Origin of the sequence: Terriglobus sp. RCC_193, from assembly GCF_041355105.1 — a bacterium.
In the GTDB taxonomy this organism is placed as follows: domain Bacteria; phylum Acidobacteriota; class Terriglobia; order Terriglobales; family Acidobacteriaceae; genus Terriglobus.
Genome location: NZ_JBFUPK010000002.1, coordinates 611,420 through 629,056, shown reverse-complemented (window position 1 = coordinate 629,056; position 17,637 = coordinate 611,420). Strand labels below are relative to the sequence as shown.

Sequence of the window (17,637 nt, the reverse complement as noted above, 5' to 3'; positions counted from 1 at the left end):
ACGCTATACTTCGGCCACGAATGGACCACTCCAACGGATACGAAGGAATCTCGGCGGAATGGCTTGCGGGTCGTGGCAACCCAGCGGGCTGCAAGAGAGCGATTGGTGTAGGACAGGTGCGTCAATGGGTGAGAACACTGCCACCGAAGAGCACCGTGATCGATGCGGGTTGCGGCCTCCCGCTTACCGCAGGTGTAACGTCCGAGTCTTCCCTTCCGTGCGGCTCCTGCAAAGCGTATGCTTTCGCGCATGAACTCCACACGCCGCGACCTGTGCCTAAGCTTGCCCGCCCTTGCTTTCTTTGCCGAGATGTCCGGTATCGCGCAACAGGCAGCGCATCCTGCGGAGGCAGAATCCAAGCCCGATCCCGCAAAGATTGCTGCCGGGACAAAGACCTTCTCAAACAATCACATCTTCAACGCTCGCGAGCTCCCCATTCACAACAGCAAAACGGGATCATCGCAGGCAGTTTGCCAGGGCGTGCTGCCCACAGGTGAAGGTGTGGAGATGCACAATACGGTGTTGTTGCCGGGCATGGCGCCGCATCCGCCGCATCAGCACATGCATTCGGAATGGCTGTTCCTGCGCGAAGGCAAAGTGGAGTGGTTGATCGACGGCAAATGGGAACCGGCAGAAGCAGGCGACATTCTGTACGCGAGCAGTATGAAACTGCATGGCCTGAAGAATATCGGTACAGTTCCGGCGAAGTATTTCGTCATGGCGGTTGGGCCTAATCTGAAGGGCTGATCCCTCACCACACAGACAAGTTCATTGCGAGTTGCCTCTGAATCCCCGCCGTGGCGTGATCTGGCGTAAGGCCTCCACGACACTGTCGCGGTATCAGTCACATATTTCCGCGAACGTGGCAGGAGCCTGCGCGAAGGTTGTAGATACTCCGTTCCGGATGGGGCATGGGCATGGACTGCGGGGAGGCCTAGCCTGAACCTCAGGCAGCCGCGATTGGCACTTCTCCCAGGCTGTCTCTGAATTTTTCGGAGCACTACGATCATGCCGATTGCATGTCGTCCGTCGAACCTCAGCAGCGATGTACGCGGTACGGTTCGCGGTCAAGGATTTCTCCTTTACGGGGATCGCCGTATCTCGTAAGAATGAGCGGTGGTTCGTGAGTCAGTCCAGCAGACGCAGGTTGTCCGCACGAAGACTCGCAACACACCGCTGAAGGGTTTGGATTTTGATTGGGTTGCAGAACCCCGGATGCACTGAGGCATAACAGACGCTGTTCGTCGGCCGGAATGATACCCACGTTGTTTCACGGGATCACATCCACGCCGTCCACGCAACAGGTTCACCACGGACGAGTGAACCAAACAGAAAGAGTCACAAAAATGCACATTCCCTGCATTGCTACAGAGACCGCCTTTGATGTCCAATGCCCCGTTTGCGGACGCGGATTTCTCCTGTTAACCGAGCCTACGCTCAGTCTGCAGCGCGGATCGATGCGCCGCCATGCGCGTCGCGCACTGGCCGCACAGCATGACCAACCTCTGGCGTCGACTGGACGTAATGTGCATTCGGATGAAGTCTTCGACCTACCCGGATGGGACGGTGAACCGGAAGGCTCCAGCGTGACGCTGGACTTCACGGCATCGCTGCGGCTGCGGACCAGCCACTGATATCGCCTTTAACCAAGCTGTTATCCCACTAGCCGATTCGTGCCCTCCGATTGAGTTGCGAACTATTTACTTCGGCAACGGTGCGGCGGCTGGGCTGCAGTGACCTTTCCCATCGCAGCTTCGGATGGCGAGGATGACGTTGTCCTTGGATACGGGCAGTGTCATGGTCTTCGTGTTGCCGTCTGCGATGAGTTGGAAGGAAGCCACGGGTGCGCTGAACTGCCAGTCTGGTGCGTTGGTTTCACGCCACAGCACTTCGTCGTGCGCATCTGCGGTAGAGGTCCAGGTGATGGTGGTGTCGTTGTTCAGGCCACCTGCCTTGAACTGTACGTTCTGCGGAATCGGCGGTGCGGTGGCGAGCGTGGCTAGCGCGGCCGCATTCAACCGTGCAACACGCGCCATGTAAGGAAAGTCATCGAACTGGATCAGGTCGCCGAACTGTGTGCCGTTCTCCACGCGAACTGTCTGGTGCTGGTGGTCAAAGTTCTCGCGCCACTCCGTGAAGCGAACGCCGGTGAAGCCTTCGCGATTGAAGGAGGAGTGATCGCCTCCGCGACCATAACGATCGAGCCGGAAAACCAGCGTAGGTCTCAACGCATCTGTTGTTTTCGGTGGAGCGGATTCGGTGTACGTGCGAGCGACATCTGCAACGGCGCGCGCAAGCTGACGCGATGACGAATCGCTCTCATATCCGGCGGCGAGAATCTTCTGTGTCTCTTCAGGTGTTGCCGCTAGCGAGATTCCTTCAGAGAAGACACGTACGCGGTGCTTGTCTTCGTTGGCCAGATCGGCGGGCGTGGTGTCGCCTCCCACAATATCGTTGTTCAGAACAGCCTCAAGGTTCCAGCCTTCTTTCCTGGCCGTTTGCGCAAGATGGCGGCTGCCAAGCAGGCCCTGCTCTTCGCCTGTAACGGTAGCGAAGACGATGGTGGCCGGGAAGCGATGTTTTGTGAGCACGCGCGCGCATTCCAGTGACACGGCGGTGCCGCTGGCGTCGTCATTGGCGCCGGGCGCTTCATCACGCACGTTCTGCATGTCGCGGACGAAGAAGCTGTCGTAATGACCTGTGACCAGAACGCGGCGATCTGGATCGCTGGTGCCCTTCATCACCGCGTAAATACTCTTCAGCGGCGTGGGCTTGAGGATGCGTGCACGCGGGCCCGGCTGGGCAGGCTGCAGGTAAACATCCTCATGAATTTCCAGACAATTTCCGCAGTCCTTGCTGATCGCTTCAAAGCGTTCGCGAATCCATGCTGCTGCAGCGTCTACGCCGGTATGTGGTGGCAGTGTGGTGTCTCCACCACCAGCGGTGTTGCGATTGCGAAAGCTGACCAGCGCCTCAATCGTTTTACGCATCTCTACAGGAGACACGTCGCGCAGTGCCGCGGCAATCTGCGGATCGGCGGGCTGTTTTGTCAAAGGCTTGCCATACCGCTCGAAATCGACCCCCGCCCCGGGTTTGGCGGTTTGTGCGACAAGAGGAAGGCACAGCAGAAAGACAGCAGCGATCGTGAGACGGAGGTGCATCAATGGAAGACTCCGAAGACTTCAGCAGGATTGGGAAACGATGCCTCCGACGATAACGCAGAAGCGGCGGGAAGCGAAACCGCAGTGTTGAAGCGATTCATTCGCTGCACCGTTCCTGGAGCAGTGCCTGACCTGTGGATTTGCCAGATGTAATTCCAGCGGTTTACTATCCAGTTCTCGCTGGCAGATCGCACTGTTTTCTTTGGAAGTAGTGACTTGGTCTGCGTCTGAAAAAAGTTTTTGGACACCGGGAACAAAACAGAAACATGCGGTGTCTACAGTCGCAGCTTTACCTCTCGTAGATCGGGGTTGCATATGTTTGAAGATTCTTTGGTGGAGTCATCCGGCAAGCTGAAGTCGAAGTCTGGCCGTTGGATGTGGGTAACGGCAGGCTTCAACCTGGCCATTGTCCTGGTGATGATTCTTATCCCGCTCCTCTACCCGGAAGCGCTGCCGAAGACCGCCATGACGGCGATGCTGACGGCACCTCCGCCACCACCGCCGCCACCGCCACCACCACCGCCGGCACAGGTGGTGAAGGTGACCAAGGTTGTGCAGGCCCTGGACGCGTTTACCGCGCCCACCAAGATTCCGAAGAAGATCGACATGACCCATGAAGATCCGCCGCCGCCGGCAAACGTTGCCGGTGTGGCTGGTGCGGGCATGGGATCGGGTTCCGGTTCCGCTGGTGGCATCATGGGCGGTCTCGGTCTGGGTGCTGCTCCCACCCCGGTGGTGAAGGCTCCGCCGAAGCCGACGGGTCCTGCCAAGATTTCCTCCGGCGTTATGGCGGGTCAGATCCTGGTGAAGACGCAGCCGGTCTATCCGCCGATCGCTAAGGCGGCCCACGTTTCCGGTTCGGTTGTGCTGCACGCCATTATTTCGAAGACGGGTACCGTGGAGCAGCTTTCCGTGGTTTCCGGTCCGGAAATGCTACGCGCCAACGCCATCTCCGCTGTGCAGCAGTGGAAGTACAAGCCATATCTCTTGAACGGCGAGCCCACGGAAGTGGACACGACGATCACAGTAAACTTCACCTTCGGCGGATAAATTATCTGTCGGACGTAGCCAGCGGAATGGCTGGCTGCGTCCTACGAAGGAATCTTTGATTCGCGGCGCCCCTGAGGGCTCTGCCAAACCTTTTTACGCAGTACGAACCAGGAGGACTGAATCTCGTGATTCTCGCTCACGCAGCAGCAGCATTCGCTCATGTACCCGCCACTCTCGGCATGTTCTTCCAGGAAGACGGTGGCGCGGCCGCTGGCGGCTTCTCCGTTCTCTCCATGCTTAAGAGCATGGGCTGGATCGATCTTGTTGTGGTCGGCCTTCTCTTCATCATGTCCATCTGGTCGCTGGCCGTCATGATCGACCGCGCCCTTTACTTCTCGGCTGCCAAGAGCCAGTCGCGTGAATTCGCTCCCAAGGTTGCTGGCGCCCTGAAGGACGGTCGTCTGGACGAGGCAATCAAGGTTGCTGACCGTTCGAAGAAGTCGCACCTCGCTGAGGTTGTCACCGCTGGTCTCCAGGAGTTCCGCTCCTACGGTTCCGGTGGCGCCATCTCCGACGAGCAGATCGAATCGTCGAAGCGCGCTCTGGAGCGTTCGGAAGCCATCGTTCACGCCAAGCTGAAGCGCGGTCTGGGTTCGCTGGCCACCATCGGTTCCACCGCACCGTTCATCGGCCTGTTCGGCACCGTCGTCGGCATTCTGCACGCCTTCCAGCAGATCGCTACGCAGAAGACCTCGGGCATCGGCGCAGTCGCTGGCGGTATCTCGGAAGCTCTGGTTACGACCGCTTTCGGTCTGCTTGTGGCTATCCCTGCCGTTATGGCCTTCAACTACTTCACGAACAAGGTTGAATCCTTTGACGTGGAGATGGACAACAGCTCCTCGGAACTCGTCGACTACTTCATCAAGCAGTCGCAGCGCTAGTCCGGAGCGTCGACGCGAGATCGATACGAGCCCGGTGGGGGCCTGAAATCCTCCACCGGTAACTCCGGGATCTCAAGTCGCTCCACAACGATTTTCTTCAGCCGATAGGACGGAGTTGCTGCTATGGCAATGGCAACGCGGGATGAGGGCAAGAAGGTAAATTCAGACATCAACGTGACTCCCATGGTGGACGTCATGCTGGTGCTCCTGATCATCTTCATGGTCGTCACGCCCATGCTGAACAACAAGGTCAACGTGGAACTGCCGCCGTCAACGGCCGCAGTCGTCATGGAAGACGCCAACAAGGAAGATTCGATTGTGGTTGCGGTAACCCGCGACGGCAAGACCTTCCTGGGCGGCGACCAGGTACAGTCCGCTGACCTTGGACCGAAGATTACGGAAAAGATCGAAAACAAGACCGATAAGCGTGTCTACTTCCGCGGCGATGTCCGTGCGAACTACGGCAAGGTCATGGAAGCGATCGATGGCATCCGTGCGGCTGGCGTAAGCCAGCTGGGCATGATCGCCGAAAAGCCGCTGATCTAACCATTTTCTCTGCCGGCCATCGGGTTCGGCAGAATAGATTCGGTCGCTTCGGCGGCCACACAGGAGATTCACCATGGGCATGGGAGGCGGAGGCGGTTCGGGCGCACGTTCCGATATCAACGTGACGCCGCTGATCGACGTTCTTCTGGTGCTGCTGATCATCTTCATGGTCATCCAGCCCAATACGGTGCGCGGCCTGGACACTCTTGTGCCCCAGCCACCGAAGAAGGAAGACATGAATAAGGAAGTGGATCAGCGCACCATTGTGGTGCAGGTCCAGGCCGCAGGTGGCCAGCCTTCCTACAAGATCAATGAGGACCAGGTGGCGTTGGATCAGCTCACCGCACGTCTTACGGACATCTTCTCGGCTCGTAATGACAAGGTGATGTTCGTGAAGGGTGACAAAGACCTCGACTTCGGCCAGGTGCTCCCGGTGATCAACGATGGCCATGCTGCCGGCGTGGACAACATCGGCATCATCACCCCGGCGGTTGAATCCGGTAAGTAGTGGAAAATTCAACGGAGGGCGATGAGACTTTCATCGCCCTCCGTTCGTTTTCTGATATATACCTGAGTACCGCTTGTGTTTTCGTTGTCCTCCGGACAGGGAATGTTTCACTTCGCAGAAGTGAGTTTCCCGGCCTGGCCAATTGTTTTAATTCTCTTGCTCCCTTTGGCTCCGCAAGTCTGTGTGTCAGAAGCAAAAGGAATTTGTCGCGTGTCATGGCGTTTCCTGTGACCGAAATTCCTTCCTCTTAACTGGCCAGTAGTCTTTCTCTGCGGGTACAATCACTCCACGCGTTGCCCCTTCGGCTCCTGCGTCTTTACCGACTCACTTTGCTCGTATGCGGCATTTTGAAGGAGATCATTCGCTCAATGAAAGCTAACGCACGTGTATCCGCCACGGCCGCTCTTCTGCTGTCGCTTGGAATGCTGACTGGCTGCGCCAAGCTGAAGGCACGCGACCAACTGACTAAAGGCGTTGCGGCGTTCAAGAATGCGCAGTACGAGCAGGCGACCAATGCCTTTGAGAAGGCCATCGAGTATGACCCGACGTACGATACCGCCAAGCTGTACCTGGCGACTGCGTATTCGTATCAGGTTGTGCCAAATCTGCTGGACGACAACAACATGAAAATCGCCAATAAGGCGATCGACGGCTTCAAGAATTATCTCAACGACCATCCGGGAGACAAGGTTTCCCTGCAGCAGCTTGCTTCCATCTATCGCAACATCAAGAAGTATCCGGAAGCGAAGCAGTACGAAAAGGATGTCATCCAGGTTGACCCGAAGGATGCCGAGGCGCATTACACCATCGGCTTCGTGGATTGGGTAGAAGCCTATGACAATGCGCGTCAGTTGTTGGCTGCTGATGGTCTGACCGACGACGGCGCCGGCAACGTAAAGATGAGCAAGGCCACCTGCGCCAAGATGAAGGAAAAGAACACGGATCTGGTGAACGACGGCCTGGACCACCTGAAGCAGGCGATTGCCATCAACCCGACGTACGACGATGCCTTCCAATACCTGAACCTGGTGTATCGCCGTCAGGCGGACATTCTTTGCGGTGATGCACCTGCTGTGAAGCAGGCTGTGGCAAACGCTGAGAAGGCCAGCCAGGATGCAATGGGCGCACGCAAGATCAACGAGCAGAAGAAGGAAGAGAAGCTCCGCGGCGGCGTGACGATGAACTAATCATCCTCACTGAATCAAGCTAAGAGCCTCCGGAAACGGAGGCTCTTTTCCGTTTGGGGCGAAGTGTCCGGACTTTGAGAAATCCTGTGTGTTATCGCATTGGTGAAGGGCCAGAATGCTGCGTCAGCGGGATTCCTCCCGGTGGCCCGGTCTACGCTCCAGCCCCCATTCCTGATAGCACCAATTGAGGTCGTGGGTAGATGGCAGATAGATCTTAGGTAGGTTGAGCTGCCGGTATACCTGCGCGTACCGCTTTCGGTTTCCAGGTGTCACCACCGCAATGTGATGAAGCATGGCGAGCTTCACGCTGTCCTGCCCACCGGCTAATGCGCCGATCCGGCTGCGTTCCAGGAGGGTTCTGCGAAGGTACCGCCACAGGCTTGCCACAGTGGAGATATCCAGAAGGATGACGCCTGTTGCACGTTGAAAGCGTTGGGGAAAGTATTTCGAGTAATTGCCGTCGATCACCCAGCGGTCGCCTGCGATTGCTTCCTCATGCAAAGCGAGAAACTCGCTCGCCGAACGTGGTTTCCAGTTCGTGTGGGGGAGATGGTGAAGCTGATCCAGATGGATTGCTTTCAAGTCGGATTTTCGCGCAATCGCTTCGGCGAGCGTGGATTTGCCGCTGTTCGACGGTCCCAGAATGCAGATGCGTTCACCCAATTCTGATAGATGCAACATGCAGACTCGAACCTCCATGATGCAGCGTTCGCATGAGGTAAGGAGAACATCCTGTTTCGTAATGAAACGTTACTGAGCTTTTCGTAACAGCTTGGCGAGGGTTGCAAGTGGCAGGCCCACGACGTTGAAATAGTCGCCTTCGATACGCGGTATCCATTGCGCCGCGATGCCCTGAATCGCATACGCGCCCGCCTTGTCCGTCGGTTCTCCGCTGGCGATGTAGCCAGCGATCTGTTCCGACGTAAGTGTTCCAAAGGTGACGCGTGTTGTCTCGGCTGCAGTCAGCGTTTCTGCCGTGGTCAGCACGGCAATGCTGGTGGTGACTTCGTGCGTGTTGCCCTGCAGCAGGGTCAGCATGCGTTCGGCATCGGCTGCGTCCTGTGGTTTGCCAAGGAGTTCGCCATGCAGCGTTACGGTGGTGTCCGCGCCGATGACGATGCTGTCCGGATGTTTCATAAGTACGGCGCGTGCTTTTTCCTCGGCCAGTCGCAGCGTGTAGGTGCGGTGGTCTTCGCCGGGCAGAGGGGTCTCGTCGATATCGGCAGTGACGACGGTGAAGGCAACGCCGATCTGGGTCAGCAGTTCACGCCGACGCGGCGATGCACTGGCAAGGATGATGGGCTTCGGGGTGCTCATACGGCGGGATAGTCCGCCACGGTGATCTCGCGGACACTGCCATCGGCACCGGCCAGCAGAACGCGCTCCGCCATGTTCAGGAACAGGCCGTGTTCCACCACGCCGATGATGCTGCGGATCTCCGCGGCGGTCACTTCAGGACCGGCGATGCCGCTGGAGGAGCAGTCGAGGAGGATGTTGCCTTCATCGGTGATGTACGGGCCGTTGCCGGACTTGTCCTGCCGGATCTTCGGGGTGAAGCCAAGGTCGCTCAGCTTCTCCGTCACCAGCGGAACGGCCATGGGAATGACTTCCACGGGGAGCGGGAAGGCGCCGAGCTGCTTTACGAGTTTGCTGTCGTCGGCCACGATGATGAACTGTTTGCAGGCACTGGCGACGATTTTCTCGCGCAGCAGCTTGCCTCCGCCGCCCTTGATGAGCGCCAGGCCGGGGCCTACTTCGTCGGCGCCGTCCACGGCAACGTCGATGGTGCTGTGGTGATCGAAGTCGGTGATCGGGATGCCGAGCTTGCGGCCAAGGATCTCGCTGTCTTCGGAGGAGGCGATGCCCTTGATGTCGAGTCCCTGTTGCACCTTCTCGCCCAGTAACTGGATGAAGAGTGTGGCGGTGGAACCGGAGCCGAGGCCGACGACCATGCCGGGTTCGATGAAGCGGAGAGCGGCCTTGGCGGCGGCAAGTTTGGCGGCCTGTTGTGCTTGTGCGTCGGGCATGCGGGTCCTCAACGGTTATCGTATCGCGGCGTCAGCGATTGATGTGCGTGCTCGCTGTGCGACGACAGGCGTGCTGATGCAGGGGCAGCGCGAAACGCATACAGGCGAAGTCTTCCTTTGGTGTGAGAAGAGACTTCGCCTGTGTGTGTTTGTTATCCGTGCGAAAGAGGAAATTTACAGCGATGTGACGGAGATGGCCATAGCCATGCCGTGGGTGGCACCGGGGGCCAGGGTGATGCGGTCGTCGGCGGCGTTCACTACTTCCACGCAGGCGAAGTGCTGCCAGCTATCCTCGGCCAGATCGGGGAAGTTGGGCGTGAGCACGGTCCAGGGATTCCACACGACGGTGCTGTGCGAACCGGTCTTGAGGATGTGGATGGCGCGGTGGTTGGCGGGGTCCTGCAGGATGAGCGGCTCGCTGGTATTTACGTGGAGCTGATCCACGTCGCGGGTGAAGGCCAGTTCGGTCTCGCGCTGCACCTTGCGGGTCAGGTTGTCGCGCTTGTCGATATACGTGCTGCCACGCAGACCCAGCACGCGCACGGCGTGGATGTTGCCGATGGCGAAGTAGGTGTGGAAGCCCTCCTCAAACGCCACGGCTTCCCGGCCGCGGTTGGTGACGGAGAGCGTCATGTGCAATTCCCTGCCGATGCGGAACTCCAGCGTGGCGTGGAAGTCGGGATAGCCGAATGCCCTGGCCTGCTCGTCGACGGGCAGCGAGAGGGTGATCTCCACTTCGCCGGTGGGGTCGAGGTGGACGCGATCCACTGTCCAGACAGCGGTACGGGCGAAGCCGTGCATGGGCGAGGTGGTGCCGTGTGCCGCGTCGTACTCGGCGGCGTTCCAGCGCGGCCCGAACCAGGGGAAGAGGACAGGAATGCCACCGCGAATGGGCTTGCCCGCTGCCAGAGGTGATTTTGGCGACAGGTACAGCACGGGATTGCCGCCGCGCGGTGTCCACTGCGTCAGGTGTGCGCCGTAGAGATACAGCGTGGCGTCGGAGGCGTCTGTGGCGATGCGGATCTTCGGCAGGCCGGGTTCGTCCTCAGTAAAGGTGATGTGGTCGCGGATAGCGAATTTCGCATTCAGTTCGGCAATGGTCTGCGGCATGGTGTGGGTAGTACCCCCCTCCCCCCTATCATTTCGCAAAATCGTCTTATTGTGGGAGTTACGGTTTGACCTACCTCTAAAATCGTCTTTCTATTGAGGTTAGAGGCAAAATTGTCTTTCTAAAGCCTTTAACTGTTAGCTCTTGGCTTTTTAGCTTCTCCCTGATTTCTATTTTAGTGGTTTGGTGGAAATACCATGCCAACTCTATTTCGTTTGGTTTGTGTTGGTTAGATGGCCCAGGGGCTTGACAGATGATTTTGGCGGACTATTCCACCCGGAAGACAGAGCCATTGAAGAACAGGCGGAGGGCGGCCCCTGAGGCGATGGTGGCTGAGGGAGAGGTCGCCGTGTTGCCGATGCCACCGCTGTAGTTCACAGTGCATGCGGCAGTGGATGTGTTCACGATGTCGATCTGTTCTCCTGCAGCCGGTGCACCAATGGTGAAAGCAACTCCGGGACACTCCAGGTGCGAGACAAAGGCCGTGGGGGTGTAGGTCGATCCGGCAGTGACTGTGCCATAGGCTGGCAGCACAGAGATGCCGGCGGTATCCGTCAGTGTGGCCACGGCTACCGCCGGGCCAAAGGTGATTCGCCTGCTGACCGGATCAAAGCTGATGGGGTTGTACTGCCCTGTGGTGTCCATCAGGTCGAATAGTTTGTACGTCTGCATGTTCGCGGGAGAGACGTAGCCTGCGGAAGAGACGCGTGTGATTGCGCCACCGTTCGGTGCGCTTATGCGAAAGGCATCCAGATAATTTCCCAAAACGCGCATGCCGGCCGCCGCGGGCGCACGCCAGCCCTGTTTGCCATACACCACGGGCAAACCACGCTGGTGAAACTCTGCGGCCCTGGGTGTGGAGACGTCGTTCGATTGGGTTCTCACCGCATCACTCATGATGAAGGCCGCCATGCTGTCACCGCGTTGGAGGCCGTCGAAGTAATAAGGCATCCAGGTGAGGTCGCTGCCAGCTTCGCCGTAATTCTGAACGAGGAAACCACTGGAATAATCCACGCGCATGTGCGGCCATACCTCGCTGGACAGGTTGCTGCCGGTGGGCCAGTTGGCGGGGGTTTGCAGGGCCGCGTAGATGGATGAAACCGACATCATCTTTCCGCCGGCACCATCGGCCACGAAGTTCCATGTGGGAACTACCGCGAAGTCGTACAGGTGATAGGGATTGGCATAGGTGTTCTGGATGGAGATCGTGGTTCCCGTGCAGTTTGTGCCGCCATTCACAATCTGCACATTCTTCGTGCCTCCAGCGCCTGCGGTGGTGCTGGGTGTGCCAAGCATGGTCGCACCGGTTCTGGCATCGGTGTAGTAGTCCACCTTCAGGACGGCATTGCATCCGCCACTTACGGAAACCTGCGGCGTGGGAGCGTGATCATTGGACCCACTGTAGAGCGGTTTACCACTGGCAAGCTGGGCGCGAACCACGGCGCTGTATTCATTGCCGTTTTCCGTAATGACGGCAGATGTAATCGTCCCTCCGGAGATCTTCGGAGTAACGCTGAGTGCAGGAAACTTTGTGTAAACAAGTGCCCTGGTGTTGAAACCCGTCTGCCCTATCTTTCCTGTGTTCCAAAGGAGCAGATCGCCGGTGGGGGTGGTGCCAATCACACGCAAGGTACGTGGACGCATCGGGGTCGCGTTGCCATAGCCATAACTGCCGGGAGCAAGGACGTCCGCATCCATGCTTAGAGCAAGCCCCGTGGCCCCACCATAGACGATGAGCGAGTTCGTCGCGTGGTCCCCGTAGGTGTTGATGCGTATGTGGGTGCGGTCGACCACGGTAAACGGCACGCCCGGCTCGTATGTCTGCTGGTCAACAACACTGCAGATTCCCGACGCTGGAAAGCCGGAAGTATCCGCAACCATCACCGTGGTGGCCACACGCGTTGGCAGCGTTTCAGACTGGTTCACCGCCTTGATGACCACAGTGCCAGTGATGGGTTGAATGACAGAGGCGCCGTACTTTGCCAGGAACCCCGCGGCCTTATCTCCGGTGGCCGTCATCCAAATCACACCGCCGATCGTGGTGTTGTATTGGAACGAAGTGATGTTTCCCGCGGAGTAGCTGGAGGACAGGTTGAGAATGGTCTGCCAGAGACCCAGTGGGTCTCCCCCGCTGGCTCCTTCGGGGCCTGTGCGAATTTTGTATAGCCCGGTTCCGGTATCGAGCGTGGCGTTGCTGGAGGTTGTCACGGTCCATCGTCGTGTTTCTGCCTTCATGTATCCGCGCAGATACGCAAGACCTTCCTGGTCGCCGTCTACGGCACCTCCATTGGTGGTGGCACCGATGGAGTTGAGGATGACATCACCTTCGCCATATCCGTTGGCATGAATGCCGATGGCGCTGCCGATCTGCGCACCCTTGGAAGTGACCGCGATGCCGAAGGCACCCATGTTGTCTCGATTGACCCCATGTTGCTGACCATACGTATTGGTTGAAATGATCTGGAAATCGAGCGTGGACTGCGCGACGCGGTGGGTCCGATCCACGTTCACGACCACTGCGGAACCCTGCGCGTCTACAGAGTTCGAAGACCTGAAACCAAGTACGCCCTGATAGTGCGAGATCTGGGAAAAGGGTTTCCCATTGGCCTGGACTACGAAGTAGCTGGTACCGCCGGTTCCTCCGCTGTTGGGGCGCGTCATGAACATGCGCGACTGGCTGCCGTCGAAGTCAGAGGGCGAATCCATCAGGTTGCAGCCGAGTGTTGAACTGACGGCAGCACACATGGCTGACCATGCGGAACTGCGTGCCGCTCCGGTGGTTCCATAGGCACGCAGATAGCTGATGCCGTTTACCGTCTTTCCCTGCGTGTCTCCGTTGCCTTCGGCCGTATTGTGCTGGACCGTATACGGGGTCTCTGAACCTGCAGCCGTTTTACGATCCGCAGTCTGTTGCGCTGTGGCTTGCATGGTTGCGACGGGGGCACTGGGAAAGATCAAAGGTCCGGTCATGGGTCGCCTGTTGTGGCGATTCTACCTTTGGCCGGGCGAGGTGCATGGCCTCCGCTGAGCCAACATCCGCCGCATGATCTTTCTGGTTTGATCTGGCGGGAAGCGGCGTAAAATTTTGTTCGTTTTGGTCGTTGCACCAGAGATGGTGAAGGACTACGCTTCTTGCTGTCCCGTTTGTATTCACAGGATGTTCATCGAACGACCCCGCTGGCGTCTTACCTTCCCCTACACAAGAGGAAGACAGCCGGCCCCCTACTTTGCGCCGCCTCCCCACGAAACTTTCGCAGGGTTCAGCGGCGCTTATTACGGTTCCCTTAGCAGTAACACTTCTGGAGGCAGTACCCATGATGAATCGCAGGATGCAGAGCGCCTGTTGGGGCTTAGCCCTGATTGCGCCGCTTGCCCTTTCCGCCACACTTGTAGCGCAGGATGTGAGCGGCTCCATTTCCGGAACGGTGCGCGATACCAGCGGCGCCCTGATTCCGAATGCCACGGTGAAAATCACGAACATGGACCGCAACCTGGTGGTGCGTACGTTGACCACCAGCAGCGCCGGAACGTACAGCGCGCGGTCGCTTCCGCTGGGCAACTATACGTTGGCGGTTTCCGCCAACAGCTTCAGTACGAAGACGGTTGCCGGCATTGTGTTGCACGTGAACGATACGCTGACCATCAATGCCGATCTGAATGCAGGCGGCGGGAACGACACCGTTACGGTGACCAGCGAACAGCAGAACGTGAACATGGAAAATGCCACACAGGCGGGCCTGATCAACGGTACGCAGGTGCGCGAACTGGTGTTGAGCAGCCGCAACTATGAGCAGTTGGTGGGCCTGCAACCCGGCGTGGCATACACCGGCGGCGACCAGATCTACATTGGCAACAGCAGCCCGAGCGGCGCGACCAATGTGGTGAACTTCAGCGTGAACGGCACACGTACCAGCGGCAACGCATGGACGGTGGATGGCGCGGATAACGTGGACCGCGGATCGAACTACACGCTGCTGACCTATCCGTCGGTGGATGCGATTGCCGAGTTCAAGACGCTGCGTGGGCAGTACTCCGCAGAGTTTGGACGCGCTGCCAGCGGTCAGATCAACGTGGTGACGAAGAGCGGCACCAATTCCCTGCACGGCTCGTTGTACGAGTTTGTTCGCAACGATGTGTTCAATGCGAACGATACGCTGAACAAGCTGACGACCAATCCAAGCGGCGCGACGAAGACCACGAGTGCGCGCGGCAAGCTGCGCTACAACGATTTTGGCGGCACCATCGGCGGTCCGGTGTTTATCCCGAAGGTGTATGACGGGCGCGTGCATAAGACGTATTTCTTCTACTCGCAGGAAGTGCGCCGTGTGTTGACGTACAAACCGGTCACGCTGACGGGCGTGCCAACGCTGGCGGAACGGCAGGGCGTTTTCAATGTTCCGGTGTGTACGTCGTACAACGGAACAGCCGGGACCTGCAACACGACGGGCACGACCGTTCCAATTACCAGCAACATGGCGAAGGCATACCTGCAGGATATTTATGCAGGCATTCCGCAGCCTTCCACCGATGGCACAGGCACGCTGGTGCTGGCTCCACAGCGCAATGTGTTCAACGCGAATCAGCAGATTGGGCGCATTGACCAGTCGTTCGGAGAAAAGGTGCAGGTGTTCTTCCGCATCATCAACGACGACATTCCGACGATTGAACCGTTTGGCCTGTTCGGCAACGGCGCAGCGTATGCCGGTGTGAATACCACGTCGACCAACGCTCCGGGCCGCATTTACCTGGGACATGTGACGTACACGATTACGCCTACGCTACTGCTGGATGGTGGCTATGCGTATTCGCAGGGCGCGCTGTTGAGCGATCCGATCGGTACGGCGCGCAATTCTTCTTCCCCTGACGTAGCGGCTGCGGCGAAGTTGCCGTACACATCCACGCTGGCACGCATTCCGGCGGTTACGTTCCAGGGTGGAACAGGCATCACCACGTATGGTCCGTACCGCGATTACAGCCGCAATCACAATGTATTTGCAAATGTGACGAAGAGCGTGGGCAGACACACGCTGCGTTTTGGCGTGGACTATAACCACTACGAGAAAAAGGAGAATAACGCCTCGGCAAATGCAGGCAGTTTTTCCTTTACCGCGCCCACGGGCGAGACACCGACGGGAAGCAAAGCCCAGCCCTATCAGCAGGCGTTTGCGAATTTTCTGTCGAATTACGTTACGACTTTCTCGCAGGCGAGCTACGATGTGACGGCCGATATCCAGGTGCATCAGTTTGAGGCGTATGCGCAGGATGACTGGAAGCTGAACCCGCGTCTTACGGTGAACCTGGGTGTGCGTTATACCAAGTTCAATCAGCCGATCGACGGAAACCATCAACTCAGCACTTTTGATCCGTCGCTTTATGTTGCTGCGAATGCTCCCACGATTGACAAGAGCAACAGCGGCAACCTCTGCGTTGCGGGCGCCCCGTGTACGGGCGGCGTGACGCCGAACCCGAGCACGAACCTGCTGAATGGCATCAGCATTAACCAGGGTGCGGCAAGCAATCCTTACAACGCAGCGGGCAATTCACCGTATGGCGGCAAGGTGGGCTCCAGCGACAGTAAGAACTTTGCGCCGCGTGTGGGATTTGCTTTTGACGTGTTTGGCAATGGAAAGACGAGTCTGCGCGGTGGCTACGGCATTGCATATGACTCGGCACTGTTCGGCATCTATGAGCAGAACATCTTCCAGAACATTCCGTTCATCAGCACGCCGGTGATCAACAACACCAGCTTTGATAATCCTGCTGCGGTGGCGGCCACGGTAAGCTACGCGGCGCCTGTGATTCGTGCGACGTCGCCCCGTTTCAACACACCGTATAACCAGCAGTGGTCGCTGGGAGTGCAGTCGGGCATTGGTCTGGGCGTGACGGTGGATGTGAGCTACGTGGGCAACCACCAGGTGCATCTACTGGGCTTCAACGACATCAACCAGCCCGCTCCGGGTGCGTTTGCTGCAGCCAAGCTGGGAACGGCTGGTGCGGGTGGCACGTACAGCGTGAACTCCACAACGATTAACCAGATTAACCAGATTCGTCCGTATCGCGGATATGGCGTGATTGAATCCGTGAACCCCATCTACAGCGGCAACTACAACTCGCTGCAGGTGGCAGGACGCAAACAGTGGAAGCATGACTCGCTGGTGCAGGTGAATTACACGTGGTCGCGTGCACTGACGAATGCCGCTGCGGACCGCACAGGCGGACCCCAGATTGCGTCGAATCTGTATGCAGAATATGGCCGTGCGGCTGCGGATCGTACGCACATGCTGAACTTCAACGCGGTGTATGCGCTGCCGTTCTTCTATGAGCAGAAGGGGCTGGTGGGTCATCTGCTGGGCGGATGGGAGGCTTCGGCACTGGGCTTCTTCAACAGTGGCCTGCCGCTGACGCCGACTACTTCTGGCCTTGATCCTGCCGGCGTGGGTGTCATTATCTCTTCTGCGACGGAGAGTGGACGACCGGATCAGGTTGGCAATCCGAATGTTGCGTCTGCCGCAAGTGGCCCAATCCACAATCGTCTGCACTGGTACAACATCAATGCATTCCAGGCGGTGCCGCAAGGACAGTATCGCGGTGGCAATGCATCACGCAGCACGGTGAATGGGCCTGGCTGGTGGCGCGTGGATGCGGGATTGTTCCGCAATATCCGCATCTACGAGCGCCTGAACCTGCAGCTTCGCGGTGAGGCATTCAACCTGTTCAACCACACGAATCCTGACGGCGTGACGACAGGCAGCATCATCAGCGCCACCGGTTACAGCAGCACCGCGGGTAACATCACAAGCTATCGCGATAAGCGCATTCTGCAGCTTGGCGCGAAGCTGGTGTTCTAGCAACTGTTCCAAAACGGACAACAAAAGAGGGAGGCACTTCGGTGCTTCCCCTCTTTCTTTATCCGTGTAGTTCCATTCCTTAACTGTATTGGTTCGTTTTGCAAACGAATTTTGCCTCCTGTGAGGCGAATTGCAGCGTATTCAGTGCAAGCCCTACAAAATGATGAATTTTTGCAAAATGAACGGTTGCATTGTGAACGTTGTTTGAATAGGGTGATACCTATCTTGTCAATTCAGATGTTCTGTCGCTCCTAACCGCCCCTTCAGCGCTGGCAGTCAGCGTTAGAGGAGGTTTTGGGCCGCAGTGGGATACGTGTATCC

At 58.0% G+C, this 17,637-nt stretch carries 14 protein-coding genes; 8 read left to right on the top strand and 6 right to left on the bottom strand.

Annotation, left to right across the window (positions count from 1 at the left end; all coding sequences use genetic code 11):
- The first annotated feature begins 249 nt into the window (after positions 1 to 249).
- Complete coding sequence (locus tag AB6729_RS11330; protein ID WP_371081726.1) at positions 250 to 747, top strand: cupin domain-containing protein; 498 nt, start codon at positions 250 to 252, stop codon at positions 745 to 747.
- A 599-nt stretch (positions 748 to 1,346) separates the two neighbouring features.
- The gene (locus tag AB6729_RS11325; RefSeq protein WP_371081725.1) at positions 1,347 to 1,634 is read left to right on the top strand and encodes a hypothetical protein; all 288 of its coding nucleotides are present in this window, start codon (positions 1,347 to 1,349) and stop codon (positions 1,632 to 1,634) included.
- A gap of 66 nt (positions 1,635 to 1,700) precedes the next feature.
- Here the strand turns inward: AB6729_RS11325 and AB6729_RS11320 are convergent, their stop codons facing one another.
- Entirely contained in the window at positions 1,701 to 3,161 is a 1,461-nt protein-coding gene (locus tag AB6729_RS11320) for a M20/M25/M40 family metallo-hydrolase (protein ID WP_371081724.1), read from the bottom strand.
- Positions 3,162 to 3,476: 315 nt separating this feature from the next.
- On the opposite strand from AB6729_RS11320, the gene AB6729_RS11315 reads away from it, so the two are divergent.
- From AB6729_RS11315 to AB6729_RS11295, 5 genes are all read left to right on the top strand, one after another.
- A complete protein-coding gene (locus AB6729_RS11315) occupies positions 3,477 to 4,211 on the top strand; it encodes an energy transducer TonB (protein ID WP_371081723.1) in 735 nt (244 codons plus the stop codon).
- A gap of 125 nt (positions 4,212 to 4,336) precedes the next feature.
- Entirely contained in the window at positions 4,337 to 5,092 is a 756-nt protein-coding gene (locus AB6729_RS11310; RefSeq protein ID WP_371081722.1) for a MotA/TolQ/ExbB proton channel family protein, read from the top strand.
- 123 nt (positions 5,093 to 5,215) lie between these two features.
- On the top strand, positions 5,216 to 5,638 hold the full coding sequence (locus AB6729_RS11305) for an ExbD/TolR family protein (protein ID WP_371081721.1): 423 nt from the start codon (positions 5,216 to 5,218) through the stop codon (positions 5,636 to 5,638).
- Positions 5,639 to 5,711: 73 nt separating this feature from the next.
- Entirely contained in the window at positions 5,712 to 6,146 is a 435-nt protein-coding gene (locus tag AB6729_RS11300) for a biopolymer transporter ExbD (protein WP_083346391.1), read from the top strand.
- A gap of 368 nt (positions 6,147 to 6,514) precedes the next feature.
- Positions 6,515 to 7,333, top strand: coding sequence for a tetratricopeptide repeat protein (locus AB6729_RS11295; RefSeq protein WP_371081720.1), 819 nt, complete (start codon positions 6,515 to 6,517; stop codon positions 7,331 to 7,333).
- A gap of 123 nt (positions 7,334 to 7,456) precedes the next feature.
- On the opposite strand, the gene AB6729_RS11290 is transcribed toward AB6729_RS11295, so the two are convergent.
- The 5 genes from AB6729_RS11290 to AB6729_RS11270 form a co-directional block, all read right to left on the bottom strand.
- Positions 7,457 to 8,014 (bottom strand): AAA family ATPase, encoded by a 558-nt coding sequence (locus tag AB6729_RS11290; RefSeq protein ID WP_371081719.1) that lies wholly within the window; start codon positions 8,012 to 8,014, stop codon positions 7,457 to 7,459.
- Between the two features lie 69 nt (positions 8,015 to 8,083).
- Complete coding sequence (locus tag AB6729_RS11285; protein WP_371081718.1) at positions 8,084 to 8,650, bottom strand: nucleoside triphosphate pyrophosphatase; 567 nt, start codon at positions 8,648 to 8,650, stop codon at positions 8,084 to 8,086.
- Positions 8,647 to 9,360, bottom strand: a complete 714-nt coding sequence (rpiA, locus tag AB6729_RS11280; RefSeq protein WP_371081717.1) for a ribose-5-phosphate isomerase RpiA — start codon at positions 9,358 to 9,360, stop codon at positions 8,647 to 8,649. The genes AB6729_RS11285 and rpiA overlap by 4 nt, the downstream gene beginning before the upstream one ends.
- A 174-nt stretch (positions 9,361 to 9,534) precedes the next feature.
- Positions 9,535 to 10,470 (bottom strand): D-hexose-6-phosphate mutarotase, encoded by a 936-nt coding sequence (locus AB6729_RS11275; RefSeq protein WP_371081716.1) that lies wholly within the window; start codon positions 10,468 to 10,470, stop codon positions 9,535 to 9,537.
- A 265-nt stretch (positions 10,471 to 10,735) separates the two neighbouring features.
- A complete protein-coding gene (locus AB6729_RS11270) occupies positions 10,736 to 13,438 on the bottom strand; it encodes a hypothetical protein (RefSeq protein ID WP_371081715.1) in 2,703 nt (900 codons plus the stop codon).
- 344 nt (positions 13,439 to 13,782) lie between these two features.
- On the opposite strand from AB6729_RS11270, the gene AB6729_RS11265 reads away from it, so the two are divergent.
- Entirely contained in the window at positions 13,783 to 17,316 is a 3,534-nt protein-coding gene (locus AB6729_RS11265; protein ID WP_371081714.1) for a carboxypeptidase regulatory-like domain-containing protein, read from the top strand.
- Positions 17,317 to 17,637: the final 321 nt, after the last annotated feature.

Excerpts from the sequence above, each read along its gene's own strand:
- AB6729_RS11330 (WP_371081726.1), top strand. The coding sequence starts at position 250 with ATGAACTCCACACGCCGCGACCTGTGCCTAAGCTTGCCCGCCCTTGCT.
- AB6729_RS11325 (WP_371081725.1), top strand. The coding sequence starts at position 1,347 with ATGCACATTCCCTGCATTGCTACAGAGACCGCCTTTGATGTCCAATGC.
- AB6729_RS11320 (WP_371081724.1), bottom strand. The coding sequence starts at position 3,161 with ATGCACCTCCGTCTCACGATCGCTGCTGTCTTTCTGCTGTGCCTTCCT.
- AB6729_RS11315 (WP_371081723.1), top strand. The coding sequence starts at position 3,477 with ATGTTTGAAGATTCTTTGGTGGAGTCATCCGGCAAGCTGAAGTCGAAG.
- AB6729_RS11305 (WP_371081721.1), top strand. The coding sequence starts at position 5,216 with ATGGCAATGGCAACGCGGGATGAGGGCAAGAAGGTAAATTCAGACATC.
- AB6729_RS11300 (WP_083346391.1), top strand. The coding sequence starts at position 5,712 with ATGGGCATGGGAGGCGGAGGCGGTTCGGGCGCACGTTCCGATATCAAC.
- AB6729_RS11295 (WP_371081720.1), top strand. The coding sequence starts at position 6,515 with ATGAAAGCTAACGCACGTGTATCCGCCACGGCCGCTCTTCTGCTGTCG.
- AB6729_RS11290 (WP_371081719.1), bottom strand. The coding sequence starts at position 8,014 with ATGTTGCATCTATCAGAATTGGGTGAACGCATCTGCATTCTGGGACCG.
- AB6729_RS11285 (WP_371081718.1), bottom strand. The coding sequence starts at position 8,650 with ATGAGCACCCCGAAGCCCATCATCCTTGCCAGTGCATCGCCGCGTCGG.
- rpiA (WP_371081717.1), bottom strand. The coding sequence starts at position 9,360 with ATGCCCGACGCACAAGCACAACAGGCCGCCAAACTTGCCGCCGCCAAG.
- AB6729_RS11275 (WP_371081716.1), bottom strand. The coding sequence starts at position 10,470 with ATGCCGCAGACCATTGCCGAACTGAATGCGAAATTCGCTATCCGCGAC.
- AB6729_RS11270 (WP_371081715.1), bottom strand. The coding sequence starts at position 13,438 with ATGACCGGACCTTTGATCTTTCCCAGTGCCCCCGTCGCAACCATGCAA.
- AB6729_RS11265 (WP_371081714.1), top strand. The coding sequence starts at position 13,783 with ATGATGAATCGCAGGATGCAGAGCGCCTGTTGGGGCTTAGCCCTGATT.